14 protein-coding genes and 1 tRNA gene are annotated in these 13,473 nt (G+C 33.5%); 12 read left to right on the top strand and 3 right to left on the bottom strand.

Annotated elements, in window-relative coordinates:
* Nucleotides 1-2 precede the first annotated feature (2 nt).
* From OZP09_RS17965 to OZP09_RS17910, 12 genes are all read left to right on the top strand, one after another.
* On the top strand, nucleotides 3-1,616 hold the full coding sequence (locus OZP09_RS17965) for a glycoside hydrolase family 3 protein (protein WP_269235048.1): 1,614 nt from the start codon (nucleotides 3-5) through the stop codon (nucleotides 1,614-1,616).
* A 124-nt stretch (nucleotides 1,617-1,740) separates the two neighbouring features.
* Nucleotides 1,741-2,379: a peroxiredoxin gene (locus OZP09_RS17960; RefSeq protein ID WP_281309762.1), complete on the top strand. Its 639-nt coding sequence runs from the start codon at nucleotides 1,741-1,743 to the stop codon at nucleotides 2,377-2,379.
* Between the two features lie 164 nt (nucleotides 2,380-2,543).
* Nucleotides 2,544-2,852: a thioredoxin family protein gene (locus tag OZP09_RS17955; protein ID WP_031453681.1), complete on the top strand. Its 309-nt coding sequence runs from the start codon at nucleotides 2,544-2,546 to the stop codon at nucleotides 2,850-2,852.
* Nucleotides 2,853-2,934: 82 nt separating this feature from the next.
* On the top strand, nucleotides 2,935-3,192 hold the full coding sequence (locus tag OZP09_RS17950) for a DUF6952 family protein (RefSeq protein ID WP_008462029.1): 258 nt from the start codon (nucleotides 2,935-2,937) through the stop codon (nucleotides 3,190-3,192).
* A 442-nt stretch (nucleotides 3,193-3,634) separates the two neighbouring features.
* A complete protein-coding gene (tpx, locus tag OZP09_RS17945) occupies nucleotides 3,635-4,132 on the top strand; it encodes a thiol peroxidase (RefSeq protein WP_269235045.1) in 498 nt (165 codons plus the stop codon).
* A 9-nt stretch (nucleotides 4,133-4,141) separates the two neighbouring features.
* Nucleotides 4,142-4,516 (top strand): diacylglycerol kinase, encoded by a 375-nt coding sequence (locus OZP09_RS17940; protein ID WP_269235044.1) that lies wholly within the window; start codon nucleotides 4,142-4,144, stop codon nucleotides 4,514-4,516.
* A gap of 20 nt (nucleotides 4,517-4,536) precedes the next feature.
* On the top strand, nucleotides 4,537-6,990 hold the full coding sequence (locus tag OZP09_RS17935; protein ID WP_281309761.1) for a DNA translocase FtsK: 2,454 nt from the start codon (nucleotides 4,537-4,539) through the stop codon (nucleotides 6,988-6,990).
* 50 nt (nucleotides 6,991-7,040) lie between these two features.
* Entirely contained in the window at nucleotides 7,041-7,688 is a 648-nt protein-coding gene (lolA1, locus tag OZP09_RS17930; RefSeq protein ID WP_432419455.1) for an outer membrane lipoprotein periplasmic chaperone LolA1, read from the top strand.
* Between the two features lie 8 nt (nucleotides 7,689-7,696).
* Nucleotides 7,697-9,151, top strand: coding sequence for an LptF/LptG family permease (locus OZP09_RS17925; RefSeq protein WP_281309759.1), 1,455 nt, complete (start codon nucleotides 7,697-7,699; stop codon nucleotides 9,149-9,151).
* A gap of 2 nt (nucleotides 9,152-9,153) precedes the next feature.
* Complete coding sequence (ribB, locus tag OZP09_RS17920; RefSeq protein WP_269235040.1) at nucleotides 9,154-10,284, top strand: 3,4-dihydroxy-2-butanone-4-phosphate synthase; 1,131 nt, start codon at nucleotides 9,154-9,156, stop codon at nucleotides 10,282-10,284.
* A gap of 1 nt (nucleotide 10,285) precedes the next feature.
* On the top strand, nucleotides 10,286-10,684 hold the full coding sequence (locus OZP09_RS17915; RefSeq protein ID WP_223683064.1) for an acyl-CoA thioesterase: 399 nt from the start codon (nucleotides 10,286-10,288) through the stop codon (nucleotides 10,682-10,684).
* 151 nt (nucleotides 10,685-10,835) lie between these two features.
* Nucleotides 10,836-10,920: transfer RNA gene (locus OZP09_RS17910), tRNA-Ser, on the top strand.
* Between the two features lie 548 nt (nucleotides 10,921-11,468).
* Here the strand turns inward: OZP09_RS17910 and OZP09_RS17900 are convergent.
* From OZP09_RS17900 to OZP09_RS17890, 3 genes are all read right to left on the bottom strand, one after another.
* A complete protein-coding gene (locus OZP09_RS17900; RefSeq protein ID WP_269235038.1) occupies nucleotides 11,469-11,642 on the bottom strand; it encodes an IS630 transposase-related protein in 174 nt (57 codons plus the stop codon).
* A gap of 369 nt (nucleotides 11,643-12,011) precedes the next feature.
* Nucleotides 12,012-12,566, bottom strand: a complete 555-nt coding sequence (locus OZP09_RS17895; protein WP_281309758.1) for a hypothetical protein — start codon at nucleotides 12,564-12,566, stop codon at nucleotides 12,012-12,014.
* Between the two features lie 15 nt (nucleotides 12,567-12,581).
* Nucleotides 12,582-13,421: a hypothetical protein gene (locus tag OZP09_RS17890; protein ID WP_281309757.1), complete on the bottom strand. Its 840-nt coding sequence runs from the start codon at nucleotides 13,419-13,421 to the stop codon at nucleotides 12,582-12,584.
* Nucleotides 13,422-13,473: the final 52 nt, after the last annotated feature.

The raw sequence follows: 13,473 nt of genomic DNA, 5'->3' as shown, positions 1-13,473 counted from the left end.
TAATGAAAATGACAGCCGAAGCATTACGACAAAGGATAGGACAATTTTTCTTTCCAGCCGTATTTATCAACGATACCGAAGAAAACATTCAAGAAACCGAACGTTTAATCAGAGAACATAATATTGGCGGACTGACTTTTTTCCATAGTCGTGCGAGTGCTGCAACGAATTATGAAAGCAAGCAAAAAATTGTTTTTAATGATGACAGCTACGAAAAAATTAAAGCGCTGATTGTTCGTTATCAAAAAGCTGCTTCTACTCCACTTTTAATCAGCATTGATGCGGAATGGGGATTAGCAATGCGTATCGAAAAAACACCGCAATATCCATACGCGATTACACTTGGCGCTTTACCTGAAAGCAAATCCCATTTAGTTTATGAAGTTGGAAAACAAATTGGTTTAGATTTAAAAGCCGCCGGAATTCAGTATAATTTATCGCCTTTGGCAGACATCAATAACAATCCGAACAATCCGGTTATTGGATATCGTTCTTTTGGTGAAAACAAAGAAAAAGTTGCCCATTTTGCAATTGAATATTTAAAGGGCCAATCAGAAGTTGGCGTTTTAGGCTGTTTGAAACACTTTCCCGGACACGGAAATACGAATGTTGATTCTCATTTAGGATTACCGGTTTTAAAAGAAACTTTAGAAGAATTACTGGAAAACGAATTAGTTCCGTTCATCAAAGGAATCGAAAACAACGTCGATTCAATTATGATTGGACATTTGGCCGTTCCAAGCTTGAATGACGGAAAAGATACCTCGGCAACTTTATCAAAAGCGGTTATTCAGGATTTATTGAGAGATAAATTAGGTTATAATGGTTTAGTTATTTCTGATGCTTTGAATATGCACAGCGTTTCGAAATTGTATGAAACAAAAGGGCAATTAGAATGGGAAGCTTTCAATGCAGGAAACGACGTTTTGTGCTTCGCCGAAAATGTTCCGGAAGGAATCGAGGCTATCTTTCAAAATGCTTCTCCGGACAGAATCTTCGAAAGCTATGACAGAATCATGAATGCCAAAGAAAAAGCCGGAATTTTATCTGGAAACACTTCTGCTTCGGGCGAATTAAACTTTAGAAATGCTTCTCTTTTAAATACTAAAATAGCAGAAAACTGTATTACAAAAATCATAGATAATTCAAGCAATAATATGTTTTTTGAAGCACAGAAAAACAATCAATTCGCCAAATTAAGTTTATACAAGAATACAGAAAATGACTTCTTTAAAACTTTAAATTCAAAATTACCATCACCAGAATTTGCTTTTGAAAATCTGGAAGATTCCAATATTTCAGAAATTAAAAAAGAACTTGAAAATTTCGAAACTATTTTGATTTCATTATTTGTTCCAAAGGCAAAACCAGCAAATAATTTCGAAGTGAATGATGAAGTTTTCGAATTGCTTTCAGATTTGCTTCAAACCAAAAAATGCATCGTTTACGTTTTTGGAAATCCGTATGTTTTACCGCTTATTCCAAATCTTAAAAAAGCTTCAGGATTAATTCAGGTATATCAGGATTTTGAAGAATTTCAAAAAACAGCAGGAAAACAATTATTAGAAAATATTTCGTGCGATGGCATTTTACCCGTAAATATTGAAATTCAATAAGTTAAAAAAATCATAGTCAAAATTTATCAACTTATAAATATTAATAATCACTTCTTATTGCAATTACCTTTACTTCTGACCTACTTTTGCACCAGAAATAAATCTTTAATTTAAAACGAATATTATGTCTTTAGTAGGAAAAAAATTCCCAAGTATTGCAGTAGATGCTATCTCAGAAATGGGTGATAACTTAAAAATCAACATTTTTGAAGAAGCAGTAAACAACAACAAAAAAGTACTATTGTTCTGGTATCCAAAAGATTTCACTTTTGTATGTCCAACAGAATTACACGCCTTTCAAGCTGCTTTACCAGAATTCGAGAAAAAAAATACTATCGTAATAGGAGCTTCTTGCGATACTAACGAAGTACACTTCGCGTGGTTGAACACTCCAAAAAACAATGGTGGAATCGAAGGTGTAACTTACCCTATCTTGGCAGATACAAACCGTAACTTAGCTAATATTTTAGGTATTTTAGATATCGAATCTACAAGCTACAGCGAAGACACAGATTCAGTTATCATCGAAGGTTCAAACGTAACTTACAGAGCTACTTACCTAATTGACGAAACTGGAAAAATTTTCCACGAAAGTGTTAACGACATGCCACTAGGACGTAACGTAAATGAATACTTAAGAATGGTTGACGCTTACACACACATCCAGACTAAAGGTGAAGTTTGTCCTGCAAACTGGGAAGCTGGTAAAGAGGCTATGACTGCTGACAGAAACAGTACTGCTGAGTACTTAAGCGCAAACTAATTTGCAATAACAATATCAATGGCAATTTCAATATTCAATCTTGACTTTGCCATTGCATTTTAAAATTTTCTTCAAAAACAAACACTAATTTCAATTAAATTCAAATATCAATACCCTTAAAAATTGATTTTTGACATTGACATTGAAATTGAAATTTCAAACTTATGTTAATCGACTTAAACGAAGATACGTTAGCAGATTTAGTTGCTAAAAACGAAAAAGTAGTAGTACAATATTCAGCTTCATGGTGTGGGAATTGCCGCATTATGAAACCAAAATTCAAAAAATTAGCTACAGAAAATGAAGCTATTACTTTTGTTTTGGTTGATGCAGAAAATGCTCCGGAATCAAGAAAACTAGCAAACGTAAGCAACCTGCCTACTTTCGCTACTTTCGTAAACGGACAATTAGTTGGCGAAACACAAACCAACAAACAAGAAGTTTTAATCGATCTTGTAAACGCAATTGCATAAATCGATCTTAGATTTTTAGACTGTTAGATTTTTCGAATCTTATCTAAAAATCCAATCATCCAGCAATATAAAAATCTAGAAAATGAAATTACCAGTAATAAAGCATTTAACACAATTCATCGAAGAAAACGATCAGGATTACATCATAGAAACAATCGAAGTTCTGGAAGCCATGACCGAAATTCCTTCTCTTAAAGACGAAGAATTAGACGTAATCGGTGAATTGATTTCAAACATGTACGGTGCCCTTGAAGTGCAGAAATTAGTAGCTCAGGGAACCGACAAAAAAGAAGCTTTAAATACATTCATGAAACGTGTTTTAGGATCGATCGATAAATAATAGAGCCTTCTTTTCAAAGAAATAAAAATCACAACAAAGAAAGCGTTTCAATTTGGAGACGCTTTTTTTATGCCTTAAATATACTTTGGGCGAGCCACCATCCCGACAAGAGGGCAGACTTAACTTTGAGCATATTCGCCCTCTTGTCGGGATGCTGCCGGGCTGTCCGCGCTACTTCGGTAGCCTGCTCCCATCCTCTCGCGGCTGAACGGCTTCAATAACAATCCAAAATTCCAGCTTTTATTCCTACTTTCAAAATCATACAATATTATCTAAAAACAAAAGTTATCATTGAATAATTTTAGCAAAAATAAAAAGACTGACTGGTGAATTCACAACTATCCAAAAACCGTTCTTAATCTATCCTTAAACGTATAATAAATACTTTTAGATTCAAATTTTAATCCTTACTTTTGAACCTCATTTAATTTAAAACAAAAACATGGCTTCAATAACTTTAGGAGGAAATCCGGTTCATACATCAGGCGAATTGCCGGCAGTTGGTTCACAATTAGCTGATTTCAAATTAGTACAAAATGATTTATCAGTAGCTTCATTAAGCAACTTTGCTGGTAAAAAATTAGTTTTAAATATCTTCCCTAGTGTTGATACAGGAACTTGTGCTACTTCTGTTAGGAAATTCAACGAAAGTGCCGGAAATTTAGATAACACAACTGTTTTGTGTATTTCAAGGGATTTGCCTTTCGCTCAAAAACGTTTTTGTGGCGCTGAAGGTTTAGAAAATGTAATAAACTTATCCGATTTTCAGGATGGTGCTTTTGGAAAAACAAATGGTTTAGACATCATTGACGGGCCTTTAAAAGGTCTGCATTCAAGAGCTATCATTGTAGTGGACGAGAACGGAAAGGTCGTTCATACAGAACAAGTTGCTGAAATCGCAAACGAACCAAATTACGAAGCTGCTTTAGCAGCATTATAATCCCATTAAATGGAATTTCAAAAAGACAATACTTTTGTTAAAGGCCGACTTAAAAGCGTAACATACGCTTTTAAGGGCGCTTTAAAACTGATAACTACCGAGCATAGTGTCATGGTGCAGTTTTCACTTGGGATACTAATGACTATTGGCGGTTTTTATTTTAACATTTCCCACGAGGAATGGCTTTTTCAAATCTTTGCAATTGGTCTGGTACTTAGTGTAGAAGGACTGAACACAGCTATTGAAAAAGTTGCCGATTTTATTCACCCAAGTTATCATGAGAAAATCGGATTTATTAAAGATATTGCTGCCGGAGCAGTATTTTTTGCCGCAATGACAGCAATAGCAATAGGCTTGATTATTTATATACCAAAATTTATATAGGCAAAACAGGATACGCAGGAATGGCAAAAACAAAAAAAGAAACTTTAGATAAAAAAAGCGAATCAAAAAACGAAACTAAAAGATCCTGGAAGTTATCCAAACAACAAAAAATTGTTTTTGGATGTCTTTTGGTATTATTTTCCATTGCATTACTAGTTGCATTTGTTTCTTTTTACATCAATGGGCAATGGCAAACAGATCAAAGTGCTGTTAGTCATTTGGATGACCGTACTGAAGTGGTGCAAAACTGGCTTGGAAAATTCGGAGCTTATCTTGCCGATTTAATTGTATATAAAGGTTTCGGAATAGCTTCATTTGTTTTTGTACGGTTGTTTTTCCTTACCGGAATGTTTCTGGCATTAGAACTTTCGATCAATAAACTCAAGAACACCTGGTTTTGGGATTTATTTGCTATTATAATTGTTTCAATACTTTTTGGTTTTTTTACCACATCAGCTCCCGAATTAGGAGGAACAATTGGGTTTGAACTTAATTTATTCCTTCAGGACTATATAGGGAAAACAGGTACTTTACTCACACTGCTTTTCGGATTAATTGTTTATTTGATTTTCAAAATAAAAGTATCCCCTGAAAAAATTCAGTCTTATTTTGATTCTACTAAAAATGAATTAAAATCAGAATTAAAAGCTGTAAAAACCGTTCAGCAAGAACCTGAAAGTGCTTATAACCTAGAAGAATTTGCTATTGAGGAAGAAGATCCTGAATTGGACAATATTCACCTTAAAACTGTTGACTCTCAATTCGAAATCAACAAAGAAGCTTTAAAACCAACTATATCCCACGCATCAGAAATCGACTTAAATCCAGTTTTAAAGCCGGTTGAAATGAATATAAAGCCGGCAATAGAAACACCGGTTCATCATAACGAAGAGTTTGTTATTGAAAAAGCTGAAGAAGAGGATATTATCGAAGAAAATCTGGCGTCTCGTTTGGTTGCTGATTTCGGCTTATTTGACCCTACATTGGATTTGTCCAATTATAAATTCCCAACGATCGATTTATTGAAAGAATATTCGACTGGGGGAATTACCATTAACCAGGAAGAATTAGAAGAAAATAAAAATAGAATTGTAGATACACTTCGTAACTACAAAATTGAAATTGCACAGATAAAGGCAACTGTTGGACCATCTGTAACTTTATACGAAATTGTACCAGAAGCCGGAATCAGAATTTCTAAAATCAAGAGTCTGGAAGATGATATCGCTTTATCATTATCCGCTTTGGGGATCCGTATTATTGCACCAATACCCGGAAAAGGAACTATTGGTATTGAGGTTCCAAACAAAACCCCAACTATGGTCTCCATGAAAAGCGTTATCGGATCAGCTAAATTTCAGGAAGCCGAAATGGAACTTCCAATTGCGCTGGGTAAGACGATCTCAAATGAAACTTTTGTTGTCGATTTAGCTAAAATGCCACACCTTTTGATGGCAGGTGCTACAGGACAAGGAAAGTCAGTTGGATTAAATGCCGTTTTAACTTCGCTTTTATACAAAAAACATCCTGCTGAAGTAAAATTCGTTCTGGTCGATCCGAAAAAAGTTGAACTTACACTTTTCAATAAAATTGAAAGACATTATTTAGCCAAACTTCCGGATACAGAAGATGCCATTATTACAGACAATGCAAAAGTGGTCAACACGTTAAACTCGCTTTGTACCGAAATGGACAACCGTTATTCTTTATTAAAAGATGCAATGGTTCGTAACATTAAAGAATACAATGAAAAATTCAAGTCGAGAAAATTAAATCCGGAAGCTGGTCACCGATTCCTGCCTTATATTGTTTTGGTAGTAGATGAGTTCGCTGATTTAATTATGACTGCAGGTAAAGAGGTCGAAATTCCTATTGCGCGTCTGGCCCAGTTAGCACGTGCGATTGGTATTCACTTGATTATTGCGACGCAGAGACCCTCTGTAAACGTTATTACTGGTCTGATTAAAGCTAATTTTCCTGCCAGAATTGCTTTCAGGGTAACTTCAAAAATTGACTCCAGAACCATTCTCGACACACAAGGAGCTGATCAGTTAATTGGACGCGGCGATTTATTATACTCAAATGGAAATGACGTGATCCGTGTTCAGTGTGCTTTCATTGATACTCCTGAGGTCGAAAAAATAACCGATTTTATTGGCTCACAAAAAGCGTACGCCACAGCTTATTTGCTTCCTGAGTTTGTTGGAGAGGAAACTGGCATCAATCTTGATATGGATATTTCTGAAAGAGATACTTTATTTAGAGAAGCAGCGGAAATTATTGTCAATGCACAACAAGGTTCAGCTTCATTATTACAAAGAAAACTAAAATTAGGCTACAACAGGGCAGGCCGTTTAATCGATCAGCTGGAAGCAGCCGGAATTGTTGGCCCTTTTGAAGGCAGTAAAGCCCGTAATGTAAATATCCTAGATTTAAGTGCTCTTGATCAATTTTTTAATAATGAACAAAATTAACCATCATGAAAATGAAATTTCAGGAAATCACAAACAATTCTATTATGAAAATGAGTAAAAAGTATCTGCAAGTAGCAATTTTATTGCTTTTGAGTTTTACTTCTGTTCAGGCTCAGGATAAAAAAGCCAAGGATTTATTGAACCAGGTAACCGCCAAAATTAAAAGCTATAATAATATTTCTATTGATTTTAAATATTCCTTAAATAACACAAAAGAAAACATCAATCAGGACAGCAAAGGAAATGTGATTATGAAAGGAAATCAATACGTATTGAATTTCATGGGGGTTACTAAAATATTTGATGGTCAAAAGACATATACAATTGTACCTGAGGACGAAGAAGTTACTATCTCTAAAGTAAACGAAAAGGATGACAATACTATCACTCCTTCAAAAATGCTGACTTTTTTTAATTCCGGATACAAATATACTATGGATATTGTACAAAATGTCAAAGGAAGAAAAATCCAATATATCAAATTAGTACCAACCAGCGGAAAAGATCAAAGAAAGGAAATTCTTTTAGGTATTGATGCTCAGACAAAACACATTTATAATTTGATTGAGACCGGAAAAAACGGAACAAAAACAACTTTAACCGTTAATTCTTTTAAAACCAATCAGCCTTTATCAAAAAATCAATTTACCTTTGTAGCGAGTAAATATCCAAAGTACTACATCAATAAATTAGATTAATTACAAGGTTGAAAATTTTAGACAAATACTTACTAAAAACATTCCTGATTACATTTACTACGGTATTTGTAATCCTTTTTTTTATATTCATTCTTCAAACTGTCTGGCTTTTTATTTCTGAACTTGCCGGTAAGGATCTGGATTTAATATTAATTTTAAAATTCCTTCTTTTCTCCATGCCGAGAATTATTCCGCTTGTTTTGCCTTTATCGGTTTTATTAGCTTCGATAATGACTTTTGGAAATCTGGCAGAAAACTATGAATTTGCAGCGATGAAATCTTCGGGCATTTCTCTTCAGCGTGCGATGAGAGTACTAATTATTTTTATTTCCTTATTAAGTATAGTGGCTTTTTGGTTCTCTAATAATGTAATTCCGTATGCGGAATATAAGTTTGTCAATTTCCGAAAAAACATTGCTCAGGCTAAACCAGCCATGGCAATTGCAGAAGGTCAGTTTAATGATGTTGGTTTTTATAACATTAAAGTAAATAAAAAATCGGGGGAAAACGGGAATATTTTAACCGGCGTTACCATTCATGAGAAACCTTCGAATATGGGGGAAAACAAAACGGTTATAAAAGCTAAAAACGGAGAATTAATAAGCAGTGAAAAATCCAGTATATTACAATTAGTCCTTAACGATGGTTATTATTATCAGGATGTTACCCCAAAAAAGTATGAAGACCGGGCTAAATTGCCTTTTGTAAAAGGAGCTTTCAAAAAGCAGATTATCAATATTGACCTGTCTGAATTAAACAAAACCGATACTGAAAACGAAAACATCAACAGCACCAGCAGCATGCTGAATGTTAACGAATTGCGTTACACACTCGATTCTCTAAATAAAAGCAGAGACAATGAAGTTGTATCCTTTACCGAAAACATAAATCAACGGGTCGGACTATCCAAATTTGCTACAGTTTCAAAAGTAAAAGATAAAAAAAAGTCATTACCTGACAACCTCTTATCTCTTTACGACACTAAGCAAAAAAAGGCGATTTTAGACATGGCAAGCAGTAATGTCACAAGTACTATCTATTCTATTGAATCCACTCAAAAAGAATTAAAAGACAAGCAACGGGATATAAACAAACACATAACAGCCCTTTATGAGAAATTTGTTATTGCTTTTGCGTGCTTTTTAATGTTTTTTATAGGTGCACCTTTAGGGGCAATTATTAGAAAAGGAGGACTTGGTTTGCCAATCGTTTTTGCAGTCTTAATTTTTATCACATTCCATTTTATTAATACCTTTGGAAAAAGACTTTCGCAAGAAGGAGGCATGACACCGTTTATGGGAGCATGGATGTCTTCTTTTATATTATCCCCTTTAGCTATTTTATTGACTTATCGTGCCACAAATGATAATGGCTTAGTCAACTTTGATGCGATTACGACACCTGTCCAACAACTATTTCAGAAAATTTCCGAGCGTTTTTTCCCCGCTCAAAACAACAAATAACTATGTCAACAAAAATACAATTAAATACCATTGAGGAAGCTATAGAGGATATTCGCCAGGGTAAAGTCATCATTGTTGTCGATGATGAAGATCGTGAAAACGAAGGTGATTTTTTGGCTGCAGCCGAAAAAACAACTCCGGAAATGATCAACTTTATGGCTACTCACGGACGTGGCTTAATTTGCACCCCTCTTACCGAAAGCCGTTGTAAAGAACTAGATTTACGACCAATGGTGACTAACAATACGGATCATATGGAAACTGCTTTTACAGTTTCAATTGATTTAAAAGGAAATGGTGTTACTACAGGAATTTCGGCATCAGACAGGGCAAAAACAGTTTTATCGTTAGTAGATCCCAATACGAAACCTCATGAATTAGCACGCCCAGGGCATATCTTCCCTTTAGTTGCCAAGCAAGGAGGCGTTCTAAGAAGAACAGGCCATACTGAAGCAGCTATAGATTTTGCAAGATTAGCCGGTTTTAAATCTGCTGGTGTTATTTGTGAAATCCTAAACGAAGACGGAACAATGGCACGTTTGCCACAGTTGGTTGAAGTGGCTAAAAAATTCGATTTAAAATTAGTTTCTATTGAAGATCTGGTCGCTTACAGAATGCAGCACGACAGCCTGATCGTTAAAAAAGAAGATTTTGATATAGAGACCCGTTTTGGAACCTTCAGACTGAGAGCTTACGAGCAGACGACCAATAAGCAAATACATATTGCTTTGACTAAAGGAACATGGAATTTAGGAGAATCCATCTTAACACGCATTCATTCCTCTCAGGTCAATAATGACTTGCTTGGTACTTTGACCAACAATGTCGATCAGCAATTAGACGATATGTTTAAGATCATCAATGAAGACGGAAAAGGGGCTGTTGTTTTTATCAATCAGGATATGACTGCTGTCAATCTTTTAAATCGTATTTCGGAATTAAAAGCTTTACAGGCAGAAGGCACCATGAAAGCGCCAAAAGTAGTTATTGACACAAAAGATTACGGAATAGGAGCCCAAATTCTGCACGATCTCGATATTTCAAAAATCAGATTAGTTTCTAATACCCAGCAAACCAAACGTGTTGGCATGATTGGTTACGGATTAGAAATTACAGAATATGTAAACTATTAATATGGGAACTTTAGAAGAAAGAATTATAAAATCTGAAACCCGTATTTTTAAAGCTGTTTTTCCGAGTACGACCAACCATTATGATACCTTATTTGGAGGAACGGCACTTCATCTCATGGATGAAGTTGCTTTTATTTGCGCTACAAGATTCAGCAGAAAAAAAGTTGTAACCATTTCAACCGGTCAAATTGATTTTAAAAAAGCAATACCGGCCGGAACTTTAATCGAATTAGTTGCAAAAGTAATCAGTGTAGGAAGAACAAGCTGTAAAATTCATGTTGATATTTTCATGGAGCAGATGTATTCTGAACTTCGCGAGACTGTAGTTTCAGGAACTTTTTCGTTTGTTGCGGTTGATGAAAACAAAAAACCAACACCGATTTTAGACGATTTAGAATAATCTTTAAAAAATTCACACTTTCATAAATACTGATAATTAGACACTTGAAAATCGATCCAAAAAAGTTTTAAAAAAACTTCAAAAAAAGTTTTGATAACCGAAAAAGCGTCTTATATTTGCACTCGCAATCAGCAAATGAGAGCAACATACTGGAGGAATGGCAGAGCGGTCGAATGCGGCAGTCTTGAAAACTGTTGACTGTAACAGGTCCGGGGGTTCGAATCCCTCTTCCTCCGCACAAGTCTTTTAAAAGCCCCTATTCAATAGGGGCTTTTTTGTTGTTGGTAATTTCTTCTATTTTTTCTACTACTTGTATTATTTACAACTTCATATATATTATTCCATCTTACTTAGATCGTTTTCCTTAGGAATTTATGACCGTATTTATAATTATGTCTATTCTATAAAAACCTGACAAGCTATCATACTAATAATTGAACCTGCTAAAATTACCTCCAAAAACTTACCAGACCTTCTGCTGTTCTTATATTACAGTATGCAACGCACTACATGTTCTATCCTGAGTCCTGAATATTCGCAAAATTCTTCGATTGAGATCAGCTGGTGTGCTTCTTTGTTGAAATGCTTTTTGATTTTCTGCAAATATAATCTCGCCTGCGGGTACTCTTTTCCCAGTATGCATTGCACGTCTTTTGGGTATATACATACCCTTGTGCCTTTTGGTATCAATTTTTACGTGTACTTATTTTTATATTTATTTTCATGCATTATCCATGCACTATCTATGCTTTATCTATGCTTTATCCATGACTTTGACCCGTCCTTATTTACGCATCCAATTATAAAGGCAACTTTTACCTAATCCGTAAATACGGTTAGCTTCCTTGCGGGGAAGACCCGCTTCAACTTCCTTGACCACTTTTAAAATCAACCTTTGGTCATAATGACTTTGCTTACCCTCACGGATAGCATAAACTTCCTGTTCTTTGTGTCCCATACACTATTGAATTGTGTATAGCTATTTCAGGACAAGACAATTTCGTAAATTAATAAACAATTAACATAAGTCAGCAATTAATATTATCATTAATTAAACCGTTCCTCAATACAATTCATATTAAAGAGGTATTGGGATAACAAATTCATATATTAACTAACCAAACTTACTGGATGCTTAAAAGAGTAGTGTTATTGGGTATTTAGATAATTTGTAAAATTATAATTAAAAGAAAAAAAGAAAACAGGTATTCTTAACAAAAAAAAAAGCATCTCATCTTCTGTAATTTTTATTGTTTTCACCTTAAAAAAATCTAGTTCAGCTTTCGATTTTCGCAATTATTTATTTCACAGTGATCACACGTAACATTTACCACAATTTCCAATTTCTTCTTGAGAAAAAACTTGAATATTCCAACACGTGATCATTACAAACAGCTTTTATAATAATATTTACTATCTCAAAATAAGTAATTGTTATAACTTGTTTCTCTTTTACTTTTTTGTAATCTTCCTCATTTATATAAATTCCTTTTTTTTGATTATTTTCATTTATAAGGTATAACCTAAAATAATGACTATCTGAAACGGAATCTGAAGTATAAGTATAATTATCTTTTCTTTGAATAATAAAATCTTCTGTTATTTTATAGATTTCATGATTAGTAATTCTTTTATTGACAATAAATCTTCCATATAAAAAATTTAAAATTACTAATCCTAAAACAGAAATAAAATATATGGTTAATAAATTGTCCAGATGATTGTCAAATAGTGATAAGTCAATAAAGAAGATTAAAAAATAAATTGGCAGCAACAGAAAAGTGAGAATAAAAGGCATTATAAACAATGATTTCCATAAACTTTTATTAAATGTTTTTTTTACAAAATCAACTTCTTCGAATTTAATTTTCTCTTTTAGCATTTTTTTAATATCTAATTAAAACACTTCTAATTCTCGTTTATCTTTTGGAAGATAGAATAGATAATTAAAAGATCCTTCCCCATCAAGTTTTCCTTCTATAAGCGGAGGGACAGTGTATTTATAAAGATATTGATTTCCATCCTTATCTTTGGTTTTACTTACAAATCTCACTAATTTGTTATTAGCATAAAATTTTATTTCGTAATTCTCTAAAGGATACAATTTTTTAATTTGAGAAAGATCCAGATCATTTAATAATTTTTCAGTTTCTTTCCTTGACATAAATTCAACATCAGATTGGAGCTTAAGGCTTTCTTTCATTAATTCAAAATATTTTTTTGAATCTTTAGTTTCTAAGATATGGTAAAAATTATTTACTGTTTGGTTTAATAAATCAGATTGTTTAGATAAATCTTGAGCATCTTCTAGAATATAGTTATAATTCCAAGGAACATCAGCATTAAAAGGGATTTTTATTTCAAAATAAGGAAGTTTTTTATCTTTTATTTCTTGAGGTAACTGAAATTTTGCTGATTGAATATATTGGTCAAGACTTTTTTCACCAACAATATTGTTATAACCAACATCAAAAGATAAATCAATTTGCTGGCTAAGCTGTAGCTGATTACTAATTGGTGTTAATTTAATTTTTAAATTTTGTTCTCCACTTTTTAAAATATAACAGTTTAAAGGTATTTCATTTGTCATACCACCTTTAACACTATAATTAAATACTGGAATATCGTTAAGCAGTAACTCAAAATCACAAGCTTGAATTTGTAATTTTATTGTATAATATGGTCTTATCTTGTATGTTTTTGCGTTATCTAAAATTTCTTTTTTTGTCAGTTCCATGTTGGTTTTATTAGTTTGGGAATAAATTTCAAAGTGTGTAAATAGTGCTAAA

The organism is Flavobacterium flavigenum (assembly GCF_027111255.2).
Classification (GTDB): Bacteria; Bacteroidota; Bacteroidia; order Flavobacteriales; family Flavobacteriaceae; genus Flavobacterium; species Flavobacterium flavigenum.
This window is presented reverse-complemented; position numbering and strand designations above follow the sequence as displayed.

Coding starts and splice junctions, on each gene's coding strand:
- OZP09_RS17890 (WP_281309757.1), bottom strand. CDS start 13,421: ATGGAACTGACAAAAAAAGAAATTTTAGATAACGCAAAAACATACAAG.
- OZP09_RS17965 (WP_269235048.1), top strand. CDS start 3: ATGAAAATGACAGCCGAAGCATTACGACAAAGGATAGGACAATTTTTC.
- OZP09_RS17915 (WP_223683064.1), top strand. CDS start 10,286: ATGGGAACTTTAGAAGAAAGAATTATAAAATCTGAAACCCGTATTTTT.
- OZP09_RS17960 (WP_281309762.1), top strand. CDS start 1,741: ATGTCTTTAGTAGGAAAAAAATTCCCAAGTATTGCAGTAGATGCTATC.
- OZP09_RS17955 (WP_031453681.1), top strand. CDS start 2,544: ATGTTAATCGACTTAAACGAAGATACGTTAGCAGATTTAGTTGCTAAA.
- tpx (WP_269235045.1), top strand. CDS start 3,635: ATGGCTTCAATAACTTTAGGAGGAAATCCGGTTCATACATCAGGCGAA.
- OZP09_RS17900 (WP_269235038.1), bottom strand. CDS start 11,642: ATGGGACACAAAGAACAGGAAGTTTATGCTATCCGTGAGGGTAAGCAA.
- OZP09_RS17950 (WP_008462029.1), top strand. CDS start 2,935: ATGAAATTACCAGTAATAAAGCATTTAACACAATTCATCGAAGAAAAC.
- OZP09_RS17895 (WP_281309758.1), bottom strand. CDS start 12,566: ATGCTAAAAGAGAAAATTAAATTCGAAGAAGTTGATTTTGTAAAAAAA.
- OZP09_RS17935 (WP_281309761.1), top strand. CDS start 4,537: ATGGCAAAAACAAAAAAAGAAACTTTAGATAAAAAAAGCGAATCAAAA.
- lolA1 (WP_432419455.1), top strand. CDS start 7,041: ATGAGTAAAAAGTATCTGCAAGTAGCAATTTTATTGCTTTTGAGTTTT.
- ribB (WP_269235040.1), top strand. CDS start 9,154: ATGTCAACAAAAATACAATTAAATACCATTGAGGAAGCTATAGAGGAT.
- OZP09_RS17940 (WP_269235044.1), top strand. CDS start 4,142: ATGGAATTTCAAAAAGACAATACTTTTGTTAAAGGCCGACTTAAAAGC.